The organism is Xenorhabdus ehlersii (genome assembly GCF_003610465.1).
GTDB lineage: Bacteria > Pseudomonadota > Gammaproteobacteria > Enterobacterales > Enterobacteriaceae > Xenorhabdus > Xenorhabdus ehlersii.
Map to the genome: position 1 here is coordinate 927,626 of NZ_RAQI01000001.1, position 25,962 is coordinate 953,587.

A 25,962-nucleotide genomic window follows, 5' to 3' on the forward strand; every position below is an offset into this window, starting at 1 on the left:
GAAGAATTCATGGATATAATTATTCTAGGCGTAGTCATGTTTACCCTGATTGTGTTAGTACTAACGGCAATGATTTTGTTCGCAAAATCTAAGTTAGTGAACACCGGGGATATTAAAGTTGAAATCAATGGCGATGAGGATAAAAGTTTCTCTGCTCCCGCCGGTGATAAGTTGTTGGGTATGCTTTCCAATCAGGGGATTTTCGTCTCCTCTGCGTGCGGTGGCGGTGGTTCTTGTGGCCAGTGCCGGGTGAAAATTAAGGAAGGCGGTGGTGATATTCTGCCAACGGAACTTTCCCACATCAACAAGCGTGAAGCAAAAGAAGGCTGCCGATTGGCATGTCAGGTCAATGTTAAACAAGACCTGAAAATCGAACTGCCAGAGGAAATTTTTGGTGTTAAGAAATGGGAATGTGAAGTTATCTCCAACGATAACAAAGCCACTTTCATTAAAGAATTGAAGCTGAAAATTCCTGATGGGGAAGTGGTGCCATTCCGTGCCGGTGGTTACATTCAGATTGAATGTCCTCCCCATGTTGCCCGTTATGCTGATTATGATGTTCCACAAGAATATCGTGAAGATTGGGATAAATTTAATCTGTTCCGTTATGTCTCTGAAGTCAAAGAGCCGACGGTTCGTGCATATTCAATGGCGAACTATCCAGAAGAGCATGGCATTATCATGCTGAACGTGCGTATTGCAACGCCACCACCAAGAAACCCAGATGTTGCTCCGGGTATCATGTCTTCTTATATTTGGTCGCTGAAATCAGGTGATAAGGTAACGATTTCTGGTCCGTTTGGTGAATTCTTCGCGAAAGACACGGATGCAGAAATGATCTTCATCGGTGGGGGTGCAGGTATGGCACCAATGCGTTCTCACATCTTCGACCAGCTTAAACGTTTAAACTCCAAACGTAAGATTTCCTTCTGGTATGGTGCGCGTTCTAAGCGTGAAATGTTCTATACCGAAGATTTTGATCAGTTGGCAGCAGAAAATGAGAACTTCACATGGCATGTGGCACTGTCAGATGCTCTGCCGGAAGATAATTGGGATGGCTATACAGGCTTTATCCACAATGTCCTGTATGAAAACTACCTGAAAGATCATCCAGCACCTGAAGACTGTGAATTCTATATGTGTGGGCCTCCAGTCATGAACGCTGCGGTCATTAAGATGTTGAAAGATCTTGGCGTAGAAGATGAAAACATCATGTTGGATGATTTTGGCGGTTGATGGTATACCCAATAAATTTTGGGTTGCAGCTAACATGATTTAACGATAAGCGCCCACATTTTGTGGGCGCTGCGATTTAGAAAAGCCACAATAAGTCAGAAAGAGTAAGTTATGCTGAGTAAAAAAATTATCAATTGGGGTGCATTGCTGTTTGCAACTATGATGCTGGCGGCATGTGATGGCCCTAAACAGCAAAACCTGAATGGACAGACAATGGGGACTTATTACTCCGTTAAATATGTTGCTGATTCGTCTGTACCTGCCCCAGAAGTTCTGCAAAAAGAGATTGATCGTCTGTTAGAAGAAGTGAACGATCAGATGTCCACTTATCGGCCAAATTCTGAATTGAGTCGTTTTAATCAAAGCCGTGAAGTGAATAAACCATTTCCGGTATCTGCTGCTACGGCAAAAGTTGTCAAAGAAGCTATTCGAATTAATAAACTGACAGACGGTGCACTGGATGTGACTGTTGGCCCGTTGGTAAATCTATGGGGATTTGGGCCGGAAGGACGCATTACCAAGGCACCGACGGATGAAGAATTAGATATACGCCGTGCCTGGACGGGGATCGATAACTTGTCTGTTGAAGGCAATAATCTGATTAAATCCATCCCTGAACTGTATGTTGATCTCTCTTCCATCGCCAAAGGTTATGGTGTTGATGTTGTTGCTGAATATCTGGAATCTCGTAACATCAAAAATTACATGGTTGATATTGGCGGTGAAGTTCGCACATCGGGCAACAATGGCAAGAAAAATCCATGGCGGATAGCGATTGAAAAACCATCAGACAGCGGCATGGCACAGAGCGCTCAGGAGATTATTGAACCGGGCAATATGTCTGTGGCAACATCGGGTGATTACCGCAACTATTTTGAACAGAATGGCGTGCGTTATTCTCACACTATTAATCCGAAAACCGGTAGGCCGATAACGCATAATTTGGTTTCAATTACCGTGATAGCGCCGACGTGTATGAGTGCTGATGGTTTTTCTACAGGTTTAGATGTATTAGGGCCAGAGAAAGGTATGGAAGTGGCTGAGAAGCTGAATATTCCGGTCTTTATGATTGTTAAAACCAAAGAAGGCTTTGAAGAGCGCTATAATACCGCTTTTAAGGCATATTTACAGAAGAAATAAGAAAGGGGGAAAGGCGATGGAAGTCTTTATTGCCACTTTTATCTTTTTCTTGCTGGCTTTTGCAGGCATGGCACTGGGCTATATTTTTAAGCGCAAAAGCATTCAAGGAAGCTGTGGTGGCTTGGGAAGTATTGGCGTAGAAAAAGTGTGTGATTGTCCTGAACCTTGTGATGCCCGCAAAAAACGTATGGCGAGGGAAACTGCCCGTCAAGCCCAGTTGGAGAAGAATCGCATTCTTTGACACTGTTTTTCCGTCAAGTAAATTTGCAGTTAAAACAAATGCCCTGCTGCCAGATAAACAGCGGGGTTGTTTGTTCAGGGATGGCTGTTCAATGCGTATTAAAAAGGTGACATTCCCTGTGGGCTTGATGCAAATAATTTTTCACTGAGCTTATTGAGATACCCAAACTTTCCGCAACTTCTTTATAACGCCAGCCCTGGAGTTGAATGAGTAGAAATGTCTGCCGGACTTTTGCCGGAAGCTCATCCAGGGTTTTATCTATCTTTTCTAACTGTTCTAACAGCATAAGTTGATTCTCAGAAGAATTTGCTGAGATTTTAGGCTGTTCACTGACATATTCCAGATAATTATCTTCCAGTTTTTTTCTGCGCCAGTAATTGGAGAGAGTTCTGCGCGCTATCGTCATTAAAAAGGCTCTTGGCTGGCGGATATTTTCAAGATCCGAAGATTGCATCAATTTGATGAAAACCTCATGAACGAGATCTTCAGCCTGATTGGGATAAACACTGTTTTGTCTGAGCCAGTTGCATAACCAATGATGGTAATCGGCATAGAGTTTCTGGGTGATTTGATTGTGCTTAAATGTGCTTTTTTGCACCGCCATAATGATATTGCCTGATAGGATATAACTGATAATAGTTATTATTTGTATTTGATAAGCGGAAGTCAATGCAGCGTTTGGAAACCTAACCCTCTTAAGGTAAGAGGGTTAGGGATTGGATGGTTAAGTGTCAGTTAGAATTGTTGTGAAATACTGAATTTGTAATTCCGGCCAATACCTGAAATCTTATCTCCTAAGTAAGGATAGTAATCACGGTTGAACAGGTTATCGATAGTGACTCGTGCTTCAAATCCTTTTATAAAAGAAGGACGCCAGCTTGCAAACAGACCGTGCAGGGCGTAGCCCTTACTTTTATGGAATGACCAAGAACCTGCGTCTGGATCTCCATCTACGGGGGATCGATCTTGTTTGCGGATAAAATCACCTTTCCATCCCATTGCCATCTGCCATTGCGGAATTTTAAACCCTAACATGGCATGTGCAGAAGTTGGCGGTATTTCTGCAATCCAAGTTTTATGCCCTAACCATGGATCACGTGGAGAAGCGTCACGCTGTCCACGAATAGTAGAGAACGAGAATTTTCCAAACAGCGTGCGGCTGTCGTAGAAGGTTTCTATTTCTAAGCCTTCAATAGTATATCCCGGTAAGTTGCGGTAATTTCCCAATGATGTTCTACATGAATTGGTTGAGCCACTATCAAGTTGGGCTTTACAGTAAATACCACGCCTTCTAAAGATCTCATCTTTACCACGGTTACGGAATAAGGTGGTACGAATTTGCAGGCTATCATCTTCAAGTATTAAGTTATCGAAATCGAGAATTGCACCGAGGCGTATTCCTGCCATTCTTTCAACGGCAAGATCGCGGCTGGAGCCTCTAAGGTTACTATTGCTCCCTTGTACCTCATATTGTTCATCGACTATTGGAGCACGCCATGTACGGCTGATATCTGCAAACAATGAAAGGTTTTTATTGGTTTGCCACAGAATGCCTAAATGAGGTGACCAACCAGTATAGGTTACATTGCTATAGTCATGATTAACTTCTGGTGATGCATCGTTATATACGGATGCGTTATTTTCTTTCCCCCTATTTTTGACATGATCATAGCGAACACCCGGCGTGACGGTGACGCTGCCTATTTTCAGGGAATCTTGAATATAGAAGCTGTAAGCTAATTGAGTTCCAGCAGGCATATAGCCTGGTTGATAATAACCATAGTTATAGTTTTTATTCTTTATTTTGCCTTTATCGAACATCAGTACATTACGTTCGTTTTTATGCCAACGGGTTCCCACCAATAATTCATGTTCAATGATACCTGTTGAGAATATGCTTTTATTGTTGATATCAACCAGATTATCGGTGTAATCAACCCAGCTTTTATTACCCATTAATACACTGAAATAGGAGGAAGCATTTTCTGGGCGACTATCGTCTTGTTTGGTTTTGGAATACGCATAGAGCATCGTCAGGTTTAGCCATGGATTATTTTCTGGTGCGATATTCCATTTGGCAGTGTAGTTTTGATCAATTTGATCACGAAAGACCAACTTTCTTTTCCAGGCGCCATCCCAACCGTATTGCTTTACATCAAGGGCTGATGGAACGGCAATCTTACCTCGTTTAGCCGCCCAAGGCTGCCAGCCATCCGATTCAGATCGCATAGCGGACAGACTAATCGTATGAGCGTCACTGGGATAAAAGTTGGTTTTCAATAAATAAGATGTTTGGTTGTTTTGTGAAAACTCAAAACGTGTGCCATCAGGGAGTTTAATATTGTGTCCATCCCGCTTGCTTACATAAAGCAACCCATCAGCAAAGCCGTTAGGATCTCTGCCGTATATTGCGCCACTATTGATCCACTGTCTGTCATTCGTATGGTAGCTTTGTTTAACAAAGCCACCCCAATTCTCATCAGGACGCAGTAAGTCATTCGCATCTTTTGTCACGAGTTTGACAGAACCACCAAATCCACCATTACCGTTGAGTAAATTGTGTGGCCCTTTATCAACTTCGACCCGTTTGATTAATTCAGGCTCAATAAAGATGGAACCCTGCATATATTTCTCGAATCCTTTTGGTGCATCGTCCAGCGTGATTTTGATATCTTCCTGGTCTCCCATTCCCCAGATATTCAGCGTTTGTCCACCAGGGCGCGGGGAGCCTGACATTGAAACACCAGGGAGTTGGTCGAGTAACTGAGCAACATTGTCGGCTTGAGTGCGGTCAATATCCTCCTTTTTGAGCACTGAACTTCCTGCATTGGTGCTGTTGTGTAAACTTTTAACAACGGAAAGTGTGGGTAATTTTATCACCTCATTTTTCTTTTCAGATTTTTGTTCTTTGAGATCTTCAGTTGCGTAAACAGCGCTGGAGAATGCCGCTCCCAATACTAATGTACCGGTTAAAATTTTCTGAACCATGGTAGCGATTGGGCGTTTTTCTAATTTTTGACTATTATTTGCCATAAATTTCCTGAAATGTGATCAAATGAAATACTTTCAAAGTAATAAGTCACCTGAGAAATTAAAAAAGGTAAATAAAAATGAGAATTATTTTTGTTTGCTTGGGGTTTTGGGAAGCATACCATACGATGATGAGGTTTATCCCATGGATAGTGAGATTTTTGGCATTGAAATTTAAGTTCAATTTCCTTACGTACAAGGGGGTCGTCAATGAAGAAAAAGATTCTTGGTTTTCTGATCTTGGCTGCTATCGTAGCCTTGCTCGCTGGCTGTGATGACGCATCTAAAAAAGCGGAAGATCCGGGCCAGCAAACTGAAAAAAGCGCACAGGAGATAAAGGAAAACGCTTCGCGCGAAGGCCATAGTTTGGTTGATAAATCGAATGAAGTTGCTGAACAAATGAAATCCAAGGTAACGGATATACAGAGTCAAGCGACTAAAACAGCGAATGATGTGATGGAGGCGATGAAAGCGAAAACAGATGATATCCAGCATCAGGCTAATGATAAACTCGATCAGCTTTCAGATACCATGAAGTCGAAGACGGAAGAAATAAAGTCTGAGGCTGATAAAAAGGCAGATGACTTAATTAATCGTCTTAAAAGTAATGATCTTAAAGGTGACAGTGATAAAAAAGAGGAAAATTAATTTATCTTCTTACTTCAATATATTATTGGTATAAAGTGGATTGCATCATAAGGGTGATCTAACAAGGGTCGCCATTATTATTTGTAACTTAAATCGAGTCTTAATTTATTATTTTGGCTTGACTTACTTATCTATTTAAAAGTAGGTTATGGATAGATTTTGTAAATTATAATCAGGATATAATAATGAAAATAAAGTACAGCATAGGAAGACAAAATCCCGAATTAATTCAGCAAGCATTTGCCATTCGCAAACAAGTATTTACGGATGAACAGGGATTTGATGCAGAGATTGATATTGATGAATATGATGATATTGCTTTGCATGTGGTGGTATTTGATGGTGAAAAATCAATAGGGGTATTACGGGCGATCCCGAAAGATAATAACATGCTCAAAGTTGGACGTGTTGCGGTATTGAGGTACTATCGCGGGCAGGGAATAGGTCGTAAAGTTATGGAATTTATTGAAGATTATGGCAGGAAAAATAACATTGAGACTATCGTTCTATCTGCACAATGCCATGCCCAGCCATTTTATGAAAGCCTTGGTTATCAGGCCCAAGGTGGAATTTATTTGGAAGAAGGTGCAGAACATATCTTTATGACTTTGAATTTAATATCGTAACAAGATAATTATTACTATTCGTAATATAAATACGGGAAAGATGAGTGTTCAAATAATATTGCTTGAATATCTCAATTTCCCGTATTAGTGATTTATTCAGTTTTTGTGAGAATAAATTGATTGATCAACTGTTTTTACTCATTGCCGGACAGGAACATCACTGGCAACATAATATTTTGCCTGACTGCGGGGCAGAGGAGAAATTCCCCTGATTTTATCAGCAATTTTTTCAGCCATCATAATTGTTGTAGCATTTAAATTACCGGTAATAATTATTGGCATAATAGAGGCATCAATAACACGTAGATTTTCAATGCCATGCACTCGTCCTTGACCATCCACGACCGCCATTTCATCTGTTCCCATTTTGCAACTGCATGATGGGTGAAATGCGGTTTCGGCATGTTGACGAATAAAGGTATCTAACTGCTCATCTGATTGATTTTCAACACCTGGGCTGATTTCACGTCCACAATATGGCGCCAGTGCAGGTTGCGCCATTATTTCCCGTGTAATGCGAATAGCAGCACGGAACTCCTGCCAATCTTGTTCTGCTGACATGTAGTTGAATAAAATACTGGGATGCTGACGAGGGTCTCGCGATTTAATTTTTACCCGACCACGGCTTGGGGAACGCATAGAGCCTACATGGGCCTGAAAACCATGTTGATTGATGGCATTACTGCCATTGTAATTAATGGCAACAGGCAGGAAATGAAATTGAATATTTGGCCAGGCAAATTTTTCATCGGTACGAATAAAGCCACCTGCTTCAAATTGATTGCTGGCACCAATACCTGTTCCTTTGAATAGCCATTCAGCACCAATTTGAGGTTGGTTATACCATTTCAATGCGGGATAGAGGGAAATGGGTTTGAGGCATTCATACTGCAAGTACATTTCAAGGTGATCTTGCAAGTTTTGCCCAACACCTGGTAAGACATGCACCGCAGGAATACCAAGCTCGTTTAATACTTCTTCGGGGCCAATACCTGAACGTTGCAAAATCTGTGGAGATGCGATCGCACCGGCGCAGAGTAAAACTTCTTTACGCGCTTTTGCCTGGGTTAAATCTGAGCTATTGCCTTGATAAAAATTGACGCCAACGGCTGCTTTTCCTTCAAATACGAGGGTATCCGTTAACGCATGAGTCATGATAGTGAGATTGGAGCGTGAACGTGCTTGATCCAGGTAACCGCGGGCTGTACTGGAGCGGCGTCCTTGAGGGGTAACGGTGCGATCCATCGGCCCAAAGCCTTCTTGCTGATAGCCATTCAGATCGTCAGTACGTGGATAACCAGCCTGGACACCGGCTTCTACCATCGCGTGAAAGAGTTCATTGTTTCCTGCCTTGGGTGTTGTGACACTGACAGGCCCGTCTGCACCATGATACTCATTTTCGCCAATATCCCTTGACTCAGCTTTGCGAAAATAGGGTAAGCAATCAAGATAAGTCCAGTCTTCCAGACCAGATAGTGTTGCCCAATGATCAAAATCCAGCGCATTGCCACGGATGTAGCACATGCCATTGATGAGTGAAGATCCACCCAGCCCCTTACCGCGCCCGCATTCCATGCGCCGGTTATTCATATAGGGTTCGGGATCGGTTTCATAAGCCCAGTTATAACGGGTTCCCTGCAAGGGATATGCCAGCGCTGCTGGCATTTGAGTACGGAAGTCGAATCGGTAATCTGGCCCACCTGCTTCCAGCAGTAGGACAGTCACATTGGCATCTTCCGTTAAACGAGTTGCAAGCACGTTACCCGCTGAACCAGCACCGATAATAATGTAATCAAAAACCATTGTTATCTCCTCTGTTTCAGGCGTGGATTAAAATAGGGATTCAAAATTGCCTAATTCCACCTGTATTGATTTGGTTTGTGTGTAATTTTGTAGTGTGACCAGCCCATTTTCCCGGCCAACACCAGAATGTTTATAGCCACCGACAGGCATGGCTGCCGGAGATTCTCCCCAGGTGTTGATCCAACAGATCCCGGCTTCTAGCTGGTGGATCACGCGATGTGCGCGGGAAAGATCTTTGGTGACTAATCCTGCACCCAGGCCATAATGTGTATTATTGGCACGGACAATGACTTCATCTTCCGTTTCATAAGTCAGGATAGACATCACGGGCCCAAAGATTTCCTCCTGTGTGATCAACATATCATCGGTACAGTCACTGAATACTGTCGGTGCAACAAATGCACCTTTTGCTAATTCGCCCTCCATCAGACGCTTGCCACCACAAAGCAGGCGGGCATTGCTGTTTTTACCGCTTTCGATATAGCGTAAAACAGACTCCATGTGTGGAAAGCTCACCAGCGGACCAAAGTTAGTGTTGGGATTGAGAGGTGAACCAATTCGGATGCGTTTAACACGCTCAAGAATTTTTGTTTCAAATTGTGGGAGCAGTGCCCTGGGGACAAAGACTCGTGTTCCGTTCGTACACACCTGACCTGAACTGAAAAAGTTTGCCATCATGGCAATATCAGCAGCACGATCCAGATCGGCATCATCAAAAATGATCAGCGGGGATTTGCCACCTAATTCCATCGTGACTTCTTTTAGGGTGGAAGCGGAAGCATTTGCCATCACCTTTTTGCCGGTCACAATACCGCCGGTAAAAGACATTTTGGCGATTTTAGGGTGAACAGTCAGATAATGTCCGACTTCATGACCGGCTCCGGTTAACACATTGAAAACACCATCAGGCAAACCGGCTTCAGTATAGATTTCAGCCAACTTCAAAGCGGTAAGGGAGGTGACTTCACTGGGTTTAAAAATCATGGCATTGCCGGCAGCCAGAGCGGGTGCTGATTTCCAGAGGGCAATTTGGATAGGGTAGTTCCATGCGCCGATGCCTGCTACGATACCCAATGGTTCACGGCGTGTATACACAAAAGAAGATTCACGTAATGGGATCTGCTGACCTTCAAGGGCTGGAATTAAGCCAGCATAGTATTCCAGTACATCGGCACCCGTGACGATATCAACCTGCCGGGTTTCAGAAAGGGGTTTGCCGGTATCCAGTGTTTCCAATTCAGCCAGTTCATCATTGTGTTCACGCAAGATGTTCACCGCCTTGTGTAAGATCCGTGAACGTTCCACCGTGGTCATGGCTGCCCAGATTTTCTGTCCTTTATGGGCACTTTCAACTGCTAGATCAACATCTTGTTTTGTCGCAGACTGAAATTGAGCAATAACTTCACCATTAGCTGGGTTAATTGCGTCAAAAATTGTATTATCAGGATTGGTGCTATCAACATAAGCACCGTGGATATAAAGTTTTTGTAATCCAAAATGAGCCATAGATTCTCCTTAAGAGTCTATCCATTAGGTGATAAGTCAGAACTTATCAGATGCTCCGAGTTTCTGTTCGATGTAATCGATAGTAATTTTGAATGTCCCTGCTATATCAAAAGGCTTCCTGCTTAATGCACTTCGCAGCCAAATGCCGTCAATCAATGCAGCAAGACCTTGTGCAGCTAGCCGTGCTTCTGCTTTTGGCATGGCACGTTTAAATTCAACACACAGATTGGAATGCAAACGGCGTTCATTGACTTGTTGTAACCGATACAGGTTTGGTTGATGCATACTACTCGCCCAGAATGCTAACCAGGTTTTCATTGCTGCGCTGTTGATCTGGCTGGGATCAAAATTGCCTTCGACAATGGCTTTCAACCTTTGCGTGGGAGTTGCGTTATCTAGCAAGCGTAATCGGCGTGCTACAGCCATTCTCAGCTGATGTAATAGATAACGCATGGTAGCTTCCAATAAGCCGTCTTTGTCCTTGAAATAGTGGCTGATAATTCCGTTGGAAACCCCCGCTTTTCGGGCTATTTGCGCAATAGTTGCTTCCTGCATTCCAACTTCATTCACAACGATTAATGTTGCATCAATGAGTTGCTGTTTTCTTATCGACTGCATTCCAATTTTGGGCATGATTTTATGCTCAGAAAATCAATTATTCGGACAGTATTAAACTTTTTTTTAATTGAATATTCAATCAAAATTAAATATGTTTTATCACAATAATTTTACAATGAAGGAGCGATTTTATTTGATGTTATTTATATTTTATATTTAATTCAAATGGTTATGTGGTTTATGCTTTTCATGTGTTTTAACGCTATTAATTTCAGGAACTGCCTATGAATACACAAGACAGTCCAAAAAACACCCAGAAAGATACCCTGAATTCTGTCGTTTTTTTCACCTCTGCCGGACTGATTATTGCATTTTCTTTGTTCACTATTTTTTTCACAGATGCAACAAGTAGTTGGATAAAAAACACCCTGAATTGGGTGTCTAAAACTTTTGGTTGGTACTATTTATTGGCCGCGACACTTTACATTGTGTTTGTTGTTTTTGTTGCGGCTTCCCGTTTCGGTTCAATCAAATTGGGACCGGAGCAATCTAAGCCGGAATTCAGTTTGCTGAGTTGGGCGGCAATGCTGTTTGCTGCTGGGATCGGCATTGATTTGATGTTTTTCTCGGTGGCTGAACCTGTTACGCAATATATGCGACCGCCAACGGGTCAAGGGGAAACCATTGAAGCAGCTCGTCAGGCGATGGTGTGGACACTGTTCCACTATGGCCTGACGGGCTGGTCTATGTACGCTTTGATGGGAATTGCACTGGGATATTTTAGTTATCGTTATAATTTGCCCCTGACTATCCGCTCGGCACTTTATCCTATTTTTGGTGACCGCATTAAAGGATTAATCGGTCATACTGTGGATATTGCAGCCGTAATAGGGACCATTTTTGGTATTGCAACGACGCTGGGAATTGGGGTTGTGCAGTTGAATTATGGTCTGAAAGTACTTTTCGGATTACCGCAAGGATTGGGGGTTCAGGGAGGATTGATATCATTATCTGTGGTGATAGCCATTATCTCTGTCACTTCTGGAGTAAACAAAGGCATTCGATTTTTGTCTGAATTAAATGTCCTGCTGGCTCTTGGCTTGGTTTTGTTCATTTTGTTTATGGGCGATACCGAATTCCTGCTTAACGGATTAGTGCAGAACGTCGGGGATTATATCAGCCGTTTTATGAGCATGACGCTGAACAGTTTTGCATTTGAACGCCCGACTGAATGGATGAATAACTGGACGCTGTTTTTTTGGGCATGGTGGGTGGCCTGGTCGCCGTTTGTAGGGTTATTCTTAGCGCGTATTTCCCGTGGCAGAACCATTCGTCAGTTTGTTATGGGAACATTAGTCATTCCATTTGTTTTTACACTGCTATGGCTATCGATTTTTGGTAACAGCGCGTTGTATGAAATTCTGCATGGTAATCGTCAACTGGCTGAGACCGTGCTACAACACCCAGAACAAGGTTTTTATAATTTGCTGTCACTTTATCCGGCATTCACATTCAGTGCTTCTGTGGCTACCATTACCGGACTACTGTTTTATGTCACATCGGCCGATTCTGGTTCGTTAGTGTTAGGAAATTTCACCTCTAATCTGAGTGATATTAATAATGATGCACCGAATTGGTTGCGTGTTTTTTGGTCTGTGGCAATTGGCGTATTAACGTTAGGTATACTCATGACGGATGGTATTTCTGCTTTGCAAAATACCACGGTCATCATGGGGCTTCCTTTTAGTTTTGTGATCTTCTTTGTGATGGCGGGGCTATACAAGTCTTTGCGGGTGGAAGATTTCCGTAAAGCCAGTTCACTGCAAAATACCTCACCCACTCTTATGCATGACAATGGTTCATTGAACTGGAAGCAGCGTTTGAGCCGTATGATGCACTTTCCTGGTACGAAAAACACTCAGCGAATGCTGGATATGGTGTGCCGCCCCGCGATGTTAGAAGTGGCTAAAGAGTTAGTTGTGCGTGGTGCAAAAGTTCAGTTTAACGCACTGCCAGCCAAAGAGGACAAGCGGCTGAATCCATTAGAATTGATTGTTAATTTAGGTGATGAACAGAATTTTATCTATCAAATCTGGCCGCAACGCTATTCTGTGCCTGGATTTACCTATCGAGCGAGGGCGGGCAAGTCTCACTATTATCGGTTGGAGACTTTTCTGATGGAAGGAACTCAGGGCAATGATTTGATGGACTATACGAAAGAGCAAATCATTAGCGATATTCTTGACCACTATGAAAAACATCTGAATTTTATTCACTTGAACAGAGAAGCACCGGGGCAAACACTGATTTTTCCTAGTGGGTAGTCAACAAACATATGAGTTCGACACTGCTTTCGTGAAGTGTGCCCCATTACTGGATATAAATGTCCCCCAACTATTGGGGACATTTCAGAGTACACCAAATAAACCATCCGAAATGACGAGGATTCGATGTGTTGGTTCAGGCATATGTTCAATTATCATCACGAATGGGGGTTTGTGCATACAAAAGATCGGCGGCACGATGGCAAAGTTCTGTAAATATGGCGATTTCACCTTGGGACATATTAGACGCCACAATATCAGCCATGTTATGGCGGCTGGACTCGGCCCGTTGCAAAAATGTTAGCCCTTTTTGGCTCAATTTGGTGACCAGCTCGCGTTTATCGTTTTCCCCCGCTTCTTGTTTAATAAGCTCTTTATCTTTTAGTAATCGCAGAATTTTAGACATCTTAGAGCGAGTAAAACCGAGCTTTTCGCCAATCACAGTAGGATTCATAGGCTGATATTGTCGAAGTAAATGTAAAGTATCATATTGCGCCCATGAAATACCTTCCGGGTTTGTGATGGTTCTTCTCGCAACAAGAACACATTGAAGCCGACTCAATGCATTTTCAAAAGGTGTTATGATAGTGTCTTGATTATCTGTTTTCATGTGGGCTTTTTTATAACCTGAATATTGAATAAGAAACTGAACTAACCGCCTGTCCCATAAATAAAATTTCATCATAAAAATGATTTTTCATGGAACAGGCTTGTAAATATCTACTTATTTACGATTAAGAACAGCCAAAATCAAGAGAAAATAGTTGCTCGGTTAAGAACATCCTCATAGTCATGTAATTCTTTAATCTTACCATTGTTTAATTTGAATACATTGACATATAAACAATAAAAATCTTTTTTATCTGGCAATGTCTTACCATTCAAGCGATATTCAACGATAAAAATATTAGGATTATCTGTAGGGTACAGTTCTACATCCTGAACAGAAGTAAAAATCAGAGGCGCCTGACCAAAACTTGCTGAATAATGCTCAAGTATCTGTGACTGGCTCTCAATTGTATCGCGACTGGTGCGGAATGGTAACCTCAGGATACCATCGTCACAAAATAGAGCGGCAAGTTTTGTTGGAGACTTTTCCAAAACAGCTTCTATATATTTATTGAACACAGTTTTAAACATCATTTCTCCTTAGTGTCTTACAGGTTGCTTACTTTCAGGTTTATATGTCGGTATGATTTCTTTATTCATAAAATAAGAAATTAATTTTGAGAAAGTTTTTACATTAATATCTGGAAAATCGAGACCCAAGGCTTTAATAGCCTCGTGTGTGCTTTGGTTGTCCCGCTTAACTAATTGGCACTTTATTTTTTGTTGGTTTTATTTAGCGACAATGTTGACGTAAATAATCTGCGGTCAATGAATTACCCTCTTCAAACATCGCCTGTGGTGTGCCACTGAACATCACCTGACCACCCTCAGTCCCTGCGCCTTCACCTAAATCAATAATCCAATCCGCTTCTGCAATAACTTCTATATTGTGTTCAATGATCAAAACAGAGTTTCCCTGATCGACAAGGCGGCGAAACAACGTAATGAGTACAGCCACATCAGAAGGATGAAGCCCGGTTGTTGGTTCATCAAAGATGTACACGTCACCTTTATTGTTAAGGTAAGATGCCAGTTTCAGTCTTTGACATTCTCCCCCGGACAGGTGATCAAGTGATTCACCGAGGTGCATATAACCCAATCCAACATCCTGAATGTGCATCAATGTTGGGTGAATTTGATTGTCTCCCGCAAAAAAATTTGTTGCCTGAGTAATACTCAGATTCATGAGATCAACAATCGTTTTTCCTTTATATTGATAATTTAAAGTTTTTTTATTGAATTTTTGCCCCTGACAAGCTTCGCAAGGCAAGGATATCGAATCCATAAAAGCCAAATCGGTTTCAATCACTCCTAACCCTTTACATTCCGGACATCCTCCCTTAGCATTTGGCGAAAACCACGATTTATCCACATGATTAGCCAGCGCAAAGCGCTCCCGGATGTGATCAAAAACACCGCTCCACGATGCAATATGCGAGCGTTTCGAGGTATGAATAGGTTTTTGGTCAATAACAATAGCATTTGTACATTGAGGGGCAACCTCTCCCATAATTAAGGAACTTTTTCCGGAGCCTGCTACGCCACTGACAGCAAGCATTATTCCCAGCGGGATCTCTACAGATATCTCTTTAAGATTATGTAGCGTTGTGTTCCTGACAGAGATATAACCAAGCGGCTTTTTGGGATTTCGATTAAGGCGGGTTGTTTGAGACAGATATTTTCCTGTTAATGTGCCAGAGGCACGTAACCCATTCAGATTGCCCTGATAAATGATAGTTCCACCGTTATCGCCTGCGCAGGGGCCTAAATCAATGACATGATCTGCGATTTTAATGACATCAGGGTCATGTTCGACCATCAAGATAGTGTTGCCCTTGTCACGTAATTGCTGAATCAGTGTATTAAGTTTTGTTATATCAGCCGGATGTAACCCGGTGCTGGGTTCATCAATAATATAAGTCATCCCGGTAAGACTGCTGCCTAAGTGTCGCACCATTTTTAATCGTTGTGACTCTCCACCTGATAATGTTGTGGTTGGACGGTTAAGATTCAGATATCCCAGACCGATAGAGCACATTGATGCTAAACGTTCTTTTAAGGCGTCAATTAGCGTAATCACTGAAGGATCAGACAGTGTAGTTATAAACTGGCTCAGCTCTATAATCGGCATATCGACACAATCACCGATACTTTTGCCCTGAATTAAGCATGACAGGATCTGTTTATTAAGTCTTTGTCCATGGCAGGCAGCGCACTGTTTCATTGAAACAATGTTCTGAAATTCTTCACTTTTGTATTCTTTGTTGTCTTTTACAAGGTAACTGCGCGTGAATCTGGGAATGATCCCTTCAAATCGGGCAGATTTAGGCCAGTCAGGGGATGGATTCGTCGGCGTGATATTATCGGCGTAAAGCAAAAGCTGGCGTTCTTCTGTCGAGTAATCGGCGATTTTCTTATTATTATCAAACAACCCCGAATGAACATATCGGCGCCACCGCCAGGTGCCTGGTGCAAATGAGGAATATGCGATTGCACCTTCATTCAGAGATTTGTCTTCATTCAGCAGTTTTTTTACATCTATCGTACTGGCAATGCCCAGCCCCTCACAATTGGGGCACATACCTGATGGGTGGTTGAAAGAGAAAATGTTGGAATACCCGACAAAGGGTTTACCGATTCGGGAAAACAGAAGGCGTAACAAAGTATAAATATCTGATGCTGTACCCACCGTCGAGCGGACATTTTCCCCAATCCGCTTTTGGTTAATGATAATCGCGGTGGTAAGGTTATTTATCTCATCGACATCAGGCTGACCATAGTACGGTAACCGATGCCGGATATAAGGCGGAAAAGTATCATTGAGTTGTCTTTGGGATTCTGCTGCAATTGTACCGAATACAAGAGAGCTTTTACCTGAACCAGAAACACCGGTGAACACAGTGATGACATTCTTAGGAATACGTAAGTCAATTCCTTTAAGGTTATTTTGCCTTGCACCACGAATTTCAATGGTGTTTTGTTCATGACTTCTCATTTCATTTATCTCCTTACACGCACTAACATCAGGGAAAAGAGAGTGATAATCCCACATCCGATTAATACAATAGACATAGGAAACAGAGACACAGATTTACCAAGACCGGTTAAAAATGCCGTCAAAGAAGCCGTCCCAAACTGAAGAGCACCGAGGACAGCAGAACCAGCCCCTCTTACATCAGGAACGGCTGTTAATGCCAAACTTGCTGCATTGCCAAAAATTAACGCCATCGTAAACATAAGCATCATGAAAATTACTGTTGTCAACGCAAACTGATAGATGCCGAGATAATTTACAACCAATAGCAGACACGCTAAGACGAAGGTGGTTATAACACCAATGATGACAAGCGATTTGGCACCTATCCGCTCAACCCACCGCGCACTCAGTATGCTGCTGAACATCATAATTCCGGCATTAATCGCAAACACAATGGAAAAAAATCCGGGGGTGAATTTGAACATAGACTGGTATATAAAAGGTGAGGCTGAAATATAGGCAAACAGTGCCCCAAAAGTGGCGGAAAATACTAATGTATATCCCATATAGGTTCTGCTTTTGAACAGTTTTAAGAACGGTCTAACCAAACTGCCTTTACTCCCACCAGATGCTGATTTACTCGGCAAACTTTCCGGCACATAAACGAACGTTAAGGTAGTAATTATCAGTGAAATAACCGCCATAAAGATAAATACAACCTGCCACGGGAAATATGCAGCAACCCCTCCCATTAATGGAGCAACTATCGGTGCTGCACCTTGTATTGCCAGTATCAGATTGAAATAGTAGGCAGCTTTGTTACCAAAACTGAGGTCGGAAACAATGGCTCGTGTCAGGACAATACCTGATGCGCCACCAGCACCTTGGAAAAAGCGGCTAATGATTAACATTTCAATACTTGAAGAGAATGAACAAGCTATTGAGGCTACAGTCAGCAAGACCATGCCACCTAACAAAAGTTTTCTCCTGCCAATGAGATCCGACCAGGGGCCAATGATTAATTGTCCAATCGCGAGACCCGCCATAAATGAGGTTAGACTTAATTGAACACCTGCCTGAGTCGTGTTTAGTGCGTGTGACATGGCGGGGAATAAGGGAAGGTACATGTCAGTTGAAAGTGCACCAATGGCACTCAACATTCCCAGAATCAGAACCAGTCTGAATGCCAGTTCACCTTTTTTATTAGATGAAGCAGTTTGTTCTAAGTAATTATTAGTTAGTGTGTTTTCTGATTTTTTCACTGTCATTCATCTCGGATAATAAAAATATTATGAAGACTATAACATTGTAGAAAAATGATTTCAAAATAGAAATCATATTCTTCATATTGCTGACGAAATCCATGCGATATTGAATCCTATTTAACCTTTTTGATTAGATAAGGTTGTTATTGTAATAATCTGTTATTTATTATATTTATTGTTTTTTGTTGTCATTTTCATCGTAATATAAGATAGCATAAAACCTATGACTCAGGAGAAATTCGATTTCAAAATGGAAATTATTTTTATCCTATAAGGATATCCAAGAAATCAATTTGTTGAATTTTTGCTGAAAAATTAGCTAGAGTTTCATGATCTCTTTCTGTATATTTATACAGTTGTTTGGCATGGGGAGAGCAGATGCGAAAAATTATTCATATTGATATGGATTGCTTTTTTGCTGCCATCGAAATGCGGGATAATCCTTCCCTTCGCGATATTCCGGTTGCAGTTGGCGGGAGCGCTGATCGAAGGGGGATAATTAGCACGGCAAATTACCCTGCCCGTCGTTTTGGGGTGCATAGTGCGATGTCCACCGCCATGGCATTAAAGCTTTGCCCCCAATTGAAAGTTATTCCTGGCAGAATGGCGCATTATAAAGAAATATCTCAACATATCCGCCAAATTTTTTCCCGTTACACTGAATTGATTGAACCTCTTTCTTTAGATGAAGCCTATTTGGATGTGACGAATTGCCATTATTGTCACGGTTCTGCCACGTTGATTGCTCAAGAAATTCGTCAGGTAATTTTTGATGAATTGCAGTTAACCGCTTCCGCAGGCGTTGCACCCGTCAGGTTTTTAGCCAAAATTGCTTCTGATATCAATAAACCCAATGGGCAATATGTTATTTCTCCTGAACAAGTAGAGGCTTTTGTTAACTCATTGCCATTACGCAAAATTCCTGGTGTCGGAAAAGTCACAGCCAAGCGTTTATCAGACATGGGATTGGAAACCTGTTCTGATGTGCAACGTTATGACAAGCTGACACTAATAAAAAGTTTGGGTAAGTTTGGATTGTCACTTTGGGAACGCTGTCACGGTATTGATGAAAGACCAATTACACAGGAACGCTTGCGTAAATCGGTTGGGGTAGAAAGAACTTTGGCGCAGGATATCCATCAATGGCATGAATGTGTGGAGCTGATTGAAAAACTTTATCCTGAACTGAAAAAACGGCTAGAAAAGGTAAAACCCGATCTCCGCATTGCCCGTCAAGGTATCAAATTAAAGTTTGATAATTTTCAATTGACGACACAGGAACATGTCCATCCTATGTTGGATAAACTCGATCTGATTCAAATAGCAAAACGGGCCTGGGAAACACGCAGGGAAGGGCGAGGAGTCAGGTTGGTTGGGCTGCATGTGACATTACAAAACCCACAACTGGAGCGTCAGCTTTTATTGGAATGGTAAGATGTAAAGAACGAAGTCTCCCCCACAATCAGATGGCAGGGGAGAGGCAATATAACTTTCTATTACTCGTTAGCTGGAATAGCTTTTAGAATTGCAGTGAGTAGCTGCCAATATTGACCGACACTCTTAATATGTACTTTCTCATCAGGGGAATGGGCACCCCGAATGGTTGGGCCGATAGAAACCATGTCCATAGCAGGATACGGTTTTTTGAATAGGCCACACTCTAAACCAGCGTGGATCACCATAATATTCGGCGTTTTATCGAAGAGTTGGTGATAAGTTTCGCGTACTAAATGCATGATTGGAGAATTGGCGTCAGGCTGCCAGCCTGGATAGCTGCCACTTGCCACGGTTTCTGCTCCAGACAGTTTTGCCAGAGAATGCAACATTTCAGCAACGTACACCTTGCCACTTTCAATAAGTGAACGGATCAGGCAGATAATTTCGACTTTCTCTTCGTCCATGGTGACAACGCCTACGTTCAGTGAAGTTTCTACAACACCTTTGGCAACATCACTCATACGAATAACACCATTCGGCATGCTATTGAGCATGGATATAAAGCGAACCTGGCAATCCGTTGTTAGCGCTTGTGATGGTGCTTCGGTTTCATCTAACAAGAGAGTGAGATTATGTTCAACCACGGAGCATTCGTTTTTCAATGTCTCCAGATAGCTGTCTTTTATTTGACAGAGTTTTTCAACTTTATCAGCAGGAACAGCAATCACGGTAGAACCTTCACGAGGAATGGCATTGCGCAGGGTTCCACCTTGCAGATGAATTAATTTCAGACCCAACTCATCGGAATACGCAGCTAGGAAACGAGCCAGTAATTTGTTGGCATTACCCAATCCAAGATGAATATCGCCACCAGAGTGACCACCTTTTAATCCCTTAATAGTTAATTGCAGCGTTTTATAGTTAGCCGGCAGCGCTTCGCGGGACAGGCGTAAGGTGGTGAAAAAATCAATGCCACCCGCACAACCCATGTAGATTTCGCCTTCTTCTTCCGAATCGGTATTGATCAGAATATCAGCTTGTAGCCAGCCGGATTTCAAGCCGAATGCGCCATCCATACCTGTTTCTTCAGTCATGGTCAGTAAAACTTCCAATGGGCCGTGTTTAACGGATTCGTCCGCCAAGACCGCCAGAGCGGAAGCCATACCAATACCGTTATCCGCGCCTAAAGTTGTACCATCAGCTGTAATCCAATCACCATCGATATAAGGGCGAATAGGATCTTTTGTGAAATCGTGTTGGGTATCGTTATTTTTCTGTGGAACCATATCAAGGTGCGCTTGCAGTACAACAGCCTTGCGATTTTCCATACCTTTTGAAGCTGGTTTTCTGATCAAAATATTACCCACTTCATCCCGCTCTACATGGAATCCTTTATTTTTTGCCCACTCAATAATATGGGATGCGAGCGCTTCTTCATGATAAGAAGGATGAGGAATGGAACAAATTTGGGCAAAAATATCCCATAAGGGTTGTGGGGATAGCGTTGATAATTCGGACACGGCGAATCTCCTGTAACTGGATCTTAGTGAGAAGAAAGTGGTAATGTTTGACATATCAGGGAATTTTTGTCATCTGCATTGACCTAATATCCATGCTATGCTTGAGAATATCATTTTATTACCAGCAATGGGCAGTAAGAATGAGGGCTTACCTTGTTTTTACTGGTTTTTGTTGGTTCAAATCACTATAATCTCGCGCAACCTTTTTTCCGCAAAAACACTTTTCTGAAATATTCTTTATTTAGTTTCCAGGATCTAATTTTATGAGTGAAAAATATGTTGTAACGTGGGATATGTTGCAAATACATGCCCGTCAATTGGCGCAACGTTTACTTCCCGTAGAACAGTGGAAAGGCATTATTGCCGTTAGCCGTGGTGGCCTTGTTCCGGGAGCGTTACTGGCTCGTGAATTGGGCATTCGCCATGTCGATACTGTCTGCATTTCCAGCTATGATCACGATAATCAGCGCGAGTTGAAAGTGTTGAAAAAAGCAGAAGGTGACGGCGAAGGGTTTATTATCGTTGATGATCTGGTTGATACCGGAGGCACTGCCCAGGCAATCCGTGAAATGTATCCGAAAGCTCACTTTGTAACAATTTTTGCTAAACCCGCCGGTCGCCCTCTCGTGGATGATTATGTTATTGACATTCCCCAAAACACATGGATTGAGCAGCCATGGGATATGGGAGTCGTGTTTGTTCCACCAGTTTGTGAAAAGCAGTAAGATTTTTCTTTTGTCATGACGAAACAAAACCTTTCAGAATCGCTGTTTAAGCCTCGGTTTAAACATCGGGAAACTTCTACACTGGTGAAATATACTCGCCCACAATCTGTAACTACCAGTGATAGTATGCTTGGTGGGGAGCGCCGCGAGCGTTGGTATCGTATGATTAATTGGCTCGCTTGGATCTGGAGGGGAGTCAATCCGCTAGAAATTCAAGATGTCCTCAGTCGGATTGCTGTGACAGATGCCGAACGCACCACTGAACATTTGTTGGATACTGTGGTCGGCTATCGGAAAGGAAACTGGGCATTTGAGTGGTCTCAGCAGGCAATGTACTGGCAACAGGAAGCGTTGCATACTGAAGAGACGGAAAAAGCCGGAGCATGTTGGTTAAAGGCTGCAACGCTATATAGTATTGCAGCTTATCCTCATTTACGCGGTGATGAACTGGCAGATCAGGCCATTGTGCTGGCTAATAAAGCCTATGAAAACGCGGCACGTTTTTCTGACTATGAATTAAAAAAACTGGAATTCCAGCTGGAAGGGGGTAAAAGTGTTACTGGGTTATTGCACTTGCCTTCCCATATACAGGGGCCTTGTCCAACGATATTAGTTTGTGCCAGCCTTGATAATGTCCAGAGTGATTGCTGGCGGTTGTTTCGTGAACATTTCTCGCCTCTTGGTTTTGCCATGTTAACGCTGGATATGCCTTCTGTTGGTTATTCCGCTAAATTTACCTTGACGCAGGATACATGTGTACTTCATCAACAAGTTTTACAACAACTAAATAGCGTGCCGTGGATTGATCATACCCGTGTAGGTGTATTTGGTTTTCGTTTTGGGGCAAATATCGCGGTTCGGCTTGCTTATCTGGAGCCGAAACTTATTAAAGGAGTATCGGTGGTAGGCCCGATTGTGCATGAATTACTGCATGATGAAAAATTACAGCAGAAAATTCCGTCAATGTATATCGATGTCTTGGCCAGTCGCTTAGGGATTTATCACGTTGATGAAAAGAGATTGCGTTCAGAATTAGCGTGTTATTCGTTGAAGAATCAAGGGTTATTGGGCCGTCGTTGTACTGTACCCATGTTTTCGGTGTATTGGGAAGATGATATTTTCAGCCCAAGGAAAGACTCGAAGTTGATTGCTATGTCATCAATGGAGGGTTCAGTACGAGCTATTCCTGCAACATCAGTTTATAGTGGTTTTAATAAGGCATTACACGAAATGCGTGTATGGTTGAAAGATAAAGTTTTATAAAACAAAATTTATAACTTGATATTTTTTAATCGTTTGATACAAAGGTGTTCTGTATATAAGGAGACCTTGGTATGACTTTACCTGTAAGTTATTCTAAAAATAGGTTGTTAAAGCGTTTTTCTGCATTAGGGCCGTATGTACGTGAATTAAAGTGCCAAAACGGTTATTTTTTCTTCGACTGTTTGGCCGTTTGTGTCAGTGCCAAAGCGGCCCCGGAAAAACGTGAATTTTGGGGATGGTGGTTAGAGCTGGAAGAGCAGGATCAAGGTTTTGTTTATCACTATCAGATAGGCTTGTTTGATAAGCAGGGTGAATGGAATATCATGAATATCAAAAAAAAGGCCGATCTTGAGCATCTTGAATCAACACTACAGGCATTCCACAAACGTCTGGTTGATTCTTTTGCAACTCTCAAACTGACATTGATCCCATCTGAGAATACCGTCACCCTGCAAACGCAAGTGATAGCGTGATTTTGTTTTTAACCTGCTTTTGCTAAATTTTGCGTTATGTCAGTTGGCATAACGCTTCTCTCCTGTTAAAACTGAACGTTGTTTTTTTAAAAATTGTTTTTTCAAATTAACTGTAATGGCAGAAATATGATGAATGGCAGCCAAACATTGGTTGTAAAACTGGGAACGAGTGTTTTGACCGGTGGCTCTTGTCGTTTGAATCGTGCCCATATTGTGGAACTGGTTCGTCAATGTGCTCAACAGCATGAAAAAGGTCACCGTATTATTATTGTGACTTCTGGTGCGATTGCCGCTGGGCGTGAGCACTTAGGATACCCTGATCTTCCGGCAACTATTGCTTCAAAACAATTGCTGGCAGCCGTTGGGCAAAGTCGCCTGATCCAATTGTGGGAGCAGCTTTTCTCTATTTATGGTATTCATGTTGGGCAAATGCTCCTGACCCGCGCAGATTTAGAAGATCGTGAACGCTTTCTGAATGCAAGAGATACCCTTCAGGCTTTGCTTGATAATCACATCGTTCCCATTATTAATGAAAATGATGCCGTTGCGACAGCAGAGATTAAAGTGGGTGACAATGACAATCTTTCTGCACTGGCTGCTATTTTGGGTAGTGCAGATAAGCTATTGCTTCTGACAGATATAGCAGGGCTTTATACCGCAGATCCTCGTAGTAACCCTGATGCAAAATTGATCTCTGAGGTGCATGACATCAGTGATGAGCTGAAAATGATGGCCGGGGACAGTGTTTCGGGATTAGGGACGGGAGGAATGGCAACAAAACTTCAGGCGGCAGGTGTGGCAGGGCGTGCTGGAATTGATGTCATTATTGCTGCGGGTAATAGGCCGGATGTTATTGCTGATGTTATTACAGGAAAGTCGGTTGGAACACGCTTTCATGGCCTGGCTAGCCCAATGGAAAACCGTAAGCGTTGGATTTTTGGGGCACCTCCGGCAGGGGAAATTATTGTCGATCATGGTGCAGAAGCGGCGATTATTGGGAAAGGCAGTTCGTTGCTGCCAAAAGGGATCAAAAACGTTAAAGGTGATTTTTCCCGCGGTGAAGTTATTTGTATCCGTAGCTTATCGGGCAAAGATTTGGCTCATGGCGTGTGCCGTTACAACAGTGATGCATTACGCCTGATTGCAGGCCATCATTCACAGCAAATTAGCCAGATATTAGGTTATGAATATGGCGCTGTTGCGGTTCACCGTGATGATTTGATCGTAATTTAATGCATTGATCGTGAGTTAAGGATTTCACCATGCTAGAGCAGATGGGAAAAGCAGCCAAAGCAGCATCGTGGCAGTTGGCGCAATTGAGTACCAGCCAGAAAAACCAAGCGTTGAATCACATTGCTGATTTGTTGGAGACGGAGATTGAAGTGATTCTTGCTGCCAACCAGCAAGATATGAAGCAAGCCCGCGAACAGGGAATGAGTGCAGCACTACTCGATCGGTTATTACTGACACCGGAACGGCTGAATACCATTGCCAATGACGTGCGCCAAGTCTGCCGTTTGGCTGATCCTGTAGGGCAAGTTATTGATGGGCAATTATTGGATAATGGATTGCAATTGAGCCGTCGCCGAGTTCCATTGGGCGTGATTGGCGTGATATATGAAGCCCGCCCCAATGTTACCATTGATGTGGCGTCGTTATGTCTGAAAACGGGTAATGCAGTGATATTGCGTGGTGGCAAAGAAACTCACCATACAAATCAAGCGATGGTTAAAGTCATCCAGCAGGCATTGGAACAAAGTGGATTGCCGGCAGCTGCGGTTCAGGCTATCAATAAACCTGATCGTGAATTGGTGGCTGCATTGCTGAAAATGGATCGTTATGTCGATATGTTGATCCCTCGAGGCGGGGCTGGGTTACATAAATTGTGCCGGGAACAATCGACTATTCCCGTGATTACTGGCGGTATTGGCGTTTGTCATACATTTGTGGATGAAACCATCAATATTGAAAAAGCACTGGAAATCATTACTAATGCGAAAGTCCAGCGTCCAAGTGCCTGTAATTCACTGGAAACATTATTGGTGCATGAAAAAATAGCAGCCGATTTTCTGCCAGTCTTGAGTACCAAAATGAAAGAGCAGAGCGTGATATTACACGCAAGCAAATCAGCAATGACATTGCTGAAAGATGGCCCTGCAACTGTCGTTGAAGTGGCAGAGGAAGATTACTGTGATGAATGGTTATCTTTAGATATGAATGTGGAAATTGTTAGCGATATCGATCGAGCTATTGAGCACATTCGTACTTATGGCACAGCCCATTCCGATGCGATACTGACGGAATCTTTGCAGCAAGCTGATTACTTTGTACGCCATGTGGATTCAGCCGCAGTATATGTAAATGCCAGCACGCGCTTTACTGATGGCGGACAATTTGGTTTGGGGGCTGAAGTGGCTGTCAGTACTCAGAAATTACACTCCCGAGGCCCAATGGGACTTGATGCACTGACAACGTATAAGTGGATTGGTTATGGTGATTATTTGCCTCGTAGTTGACCATATCCTACTTTAATTAGATTTTATTGAACTATGTTGGGTCACACTTAAATTTTCAGTGTGAC

23 protein-coding genes are annotated in these 25,962 nt (G+C 42.6%); 13 read left to right on the forward strand and 10 right to left on the reverse strand.

Translation table 11 applies throughout. The annotated features are described in order from the left end of the window. The first annotated feature begins 9 nt into the window (after positions 1-9). The 3 genes from nqrF to nqrM all read left to right on the forward strand — a co-directional run bounded on the left by nqrF (position 10) and on the right by nqrM (position 2,617). Entirely contained in the window at positions 10-1,236 is a 1,227-nt protein-coding gene (nqrF, locus tag BDE27_RS04445; RefSeq protein WP_099131036.1) for an NADH:ubiquinone reductase (Na(+)-transporting) subunit F, read from the forward strand. 159 nt (positions 1,237-1,395) lie between these two features. Next, positions 1,396-2,376, forward strand: a complete 981-nt coding sequence (locus BDE27_RS04450) for an FAD:protein FMN transferase (RefSeq protein ID WP_420882885.1) — start codon at positions 1,396-1,398, stop codon at positions 2,374-2,376. A gap of 16 nt (positions 2,377-2,392) precedes the next feature. Next, positions 2,393-2,617, forward strand: coding sequence for a (Na+)-NQR maturation NqrM (nqrM, locus tag BDE27_RS04455; RefSeq protein WP_074020165.1), 225 nt, complete (start codon positions 2,393-2,395; stop codon positions 2,615-2,617). Positions 2,618-2,705: 88 nt separating this feature from the next. On the opposite strand, the gene BDE27_RS04460 is transcribed toward nqrM, so the two are convergent. Continuing rightward, the gene (locus BDE27_RS04460) at positions 2,706-3,221 is read right to left on the reverse strand and encodes a sigma-70 family RNA polymerase sigma factor (RefSeq protein ID WP_099131038.1); all 516 of its coding nucleotides are present in this window, start codon (positions 3,219-3,221) and stop codon (positions 2,706-2,708) included. A gap of 131 nt (positions 3,222-3,352) precedes the next feature. Further along, positions 3,353-5,650, reverse strand: a complete 2,298-nt coding sequence (locus BDE27_RS04465; protein ID WP_099131039.1) for a TonB-dependent hemoglobin/transferrin/lactoferrin family receptor — start codon at positions 5,648-5,650, stop codon at positions 3,353-3,355. 22 nt (positions 5,651-5,672) lie between these two features. Between BDE27_RS04465 and BDE27_RS19365 the strand changes: the two genes are divergently transcribed. The 3 genes from BDE27_RS19365 (at position 5,673) to BDE27_RS04475 (ending at position 6,921) form a co-directional block, all read left to right on the forward strand. Beyond that, positions 5,673-5,825, forward strand: coding sequence for a hypothetical protein (locus BDE27_RS19365; protein WP_167450544.1), 153 nt, complete (start codon positions 5,673-5,675; stop codon positions 5,823-5,825). 32 nt (positions 5,826-5,857) lie between these two features. Further along, positions 5,858-6,295 (forward strand): hypothetical protein, encoded by a 438-nt coding sequence (locus BDE27_RS04470; RefSeq protein ID WP_099131040.1) that lies wholly within the window; start codon positions 5,858-5,860, stop codon positions 6,293-6,295. A gap of 185 nt (positions 6,296-6,480) precedes the next feature. Next, complete coding sequence (locus tag BDE27_RS04475) at positions 6,481-6,921, forward strand: GNAT family N-acetyltransferase (RefSeq protein ID WP_099131041.1); 441 nt, start codon at positions 6,481-6,483, stop codon at positions 6,919-6,921. Between the two features lie 138 nt (positions 6,922-7,059). Here BDE27_RS04475 and betA read toward each other — a convergent pair whose 3' ends face one another. Genes betA through betI form a run of 3 tightly spaced genes read right to left on the reverse strand, consistent with a single transcriptional unit; the run spans position 7,060 to position 10,863 of the window. Next, positions 7,060-8,724, reverse strand: coding sequence for a choline dehydrogenase (betA, locus tag BDE27_RS04480; protein WP_099131042.1), 1,665 nt, complete (start codon positions 8,722-8,724; stop codon positions 7,060-7,062). A gap of 27 nt (positions 8,725-8,751) precedes the next feature. Beyond that, positions 8,752-10,230, reverse strand: coding sequence for a betaine-aldehyde dehydrogenase (betB, locus tag BDE27_RS04485; RefSeq protein ID WP_099131043.1), 1,479 nt, complete (start codon positions 10,228-10,230; stop codon positions 8,752-8,754). A 36-nt stretch (positions 10,231-10,266) separates the two neighbouring features. Further along, the gene (gene betI / locus BDE27_RS04490; protein WP_099131044.1) at positions 10,267-10,863 is read right to left on the reverse strand and encodes a transcriptional regulator BetI; all 597 of its coding nucleotides are present in this window, start codon (positions 10,861-10,863) and stop codon (positions 10,267-10,269) included. Between the two features lie 209 nt (positions 10,864-11,072). Between betI and BDE27_RS04495 the strand changes: the two genes are divergently transcribed. Beyond that, positions 11,073-13,112 carry a choline transporter gene (locus BDE27_RS04495; protein ID WP_099131045.1) on the forward strand — a complete coding sequence of 680 codons (2,040 nt, stop codon included), beginning with the start codon at positions 11,073-11,075 and terminating at the stop codon, positions 13,110-13,112. Between the two features lie 148 nt (positions 13,113-13,260). On the opposite strand, the gene BDE27_RS04500 is transcribed toward BDE27_RS04495, so the two are convergent. The 4 genes from BDE27_RS04500 to BDE27_RS04515 form a co-directional block, all read right to left on the reverse strand. Next, positions 13,261-13,797 (reverse strand): MarR family winged helix-turn-helix transcriptional regulator, encoded by a 537-nt coding sequence (locus tag BDE27_RS04500; protein WP_244208688.1) that lies wholly within the window; start codon positions 13,795-13,797, stop codon positions 13,261-13,263. A 65-nt stretch (positions 13,798-13,862) separates the two neighbouring features. Then, positions 13,863-14,252: a nuclear transport factor 2 family protein gene (locus BDE27_RS04505; protein WP_099131046.1), complete on the reverse strand. Its 390-nt coding sequence runs from the start codon at positions 14,250-14,252 to the stop codon at positions 13,863-13,865. Positions 14,253-14,454: 202 nt separating this feature from the next. Beyond that, positions 14,455-16,716, reverse strand: coding sequence for an ATP-binding cassette domain-containing protein (locus BDE27_RS04510; RefSeq protein ID WP_099131047.1), 2,262 nt, complete (start codon positions 16,714-16,716; stop codon positions 14,455-14,457). Positions 16,717-16,721: 5 nt separating this feature from the next. After that, positions 16,722-17,960 carry a multidrug effflux MFS transporter gene (locus tag BDE27_RS04515; RefSeq protein WP_099131048.1) on the reverse strand — a complete coding sequence of 413 codons (1,239 nt, stop codon included), beginning with the start codon at positions 17,958-17,960 and terminating at the stop codon, positions 16,722-16,724. 381 nt (positions 17,961-18,341) lie between these two features. On the opposite strand from BDE27_RS04515, the gene dinB reads away from it, so the two are divergent. Beyond that, positions 18,342-19,397, forward strand: a complete 1,056-nt coding sequence (gene dinB / locus BDE27_RS04520) for a DNA polymerase IV (RefSeq protein ID WP_099131049.1) — start codon at positions 18,342-18,344, stop codon at positions 19,395-19,397. Between the two features lie 62 nt (positions 19,398-19,459). Here the strand turns inward: dinB and pepD are convergent, their stop codons facing one another. After that, a complete protein-coding gene (pepD, locus tag BDE27_RS04525; protein WP_099131050.1) occupies positions 19,460-20,920 on the reverse strand; it encodes a beta-Ala-His dipeptidase in 1,461 nt (486 codons plus the stop codon). Between the two features lie 263 nt (positions 20,921-21,183). On the opposite strand from pepD, the gene gpt reads away from it, so the two are divergent. The 5 genes from gpt to proA all read left to right on the forward strand — a co-directional run bounded on the left by gpt (position 21,184) and on the right by proA (position 25,897). Next, entirely contained in the window at positions 21,184-21,645 is a 462-nt protein-coding gene (gene gpt, locus BDE27_RS04530; RefSeq protein WP_099131051.1) for a xanthine phosphoribosyltransferase, read from the forward strand. Positions 21,646-21,660: 15 nt separating this feature from the next. Then, positions 21,661-22,908 carry an esterase FrsA gene (gene frsA, locus BDE27_RS04535; protein ID WP_099131052.1) on the forward strand — a complete coding sequence of 416 codons (1,248 nt, stop codon included), beginning with the start codon at positions 21,661-21,663 and terminating at the stop codon, positions 22,906-22,908. Positions 22,909-22,979: 71 nt separating this feature from the next. Beyond that, entirely contained in the window at positions 22,980-23,381 is a 402-nt protein-coding gene (gene crl, locus BDE27_RS04540) for a sigma factor-binding protein Crl (protein WP_099131053.1), read from the forward strand. 129 nt (positions 23,382-23,510) lie between these two features. Then, a complete protein-coding gene (gene proB, locus BDE27_RS04545) occupies positions 23,511-24,614 on the forward strand; it encodes a glutamate 5-kinase (protein WP_099131210.1) in 1,104 nt (367 codons plus the stop codon). A gap of 29 nt (positions 24,615-24,643) precedes the next feature. Next, positions 24,644-25,897: a glutamate-5-semialdehyde dehydrogenase gene (gene proA, locus BDE27_RS04550; RefSeq protein WP_099131054.1), complete on the forward strand. Its 1,254-nt coding sequence runs from the start codon at positions 24,644-24,646 to the stop codon at positions 25,895-25,897. Positions 25,898-25,962 lie beyond the last annotated feature (65 nt).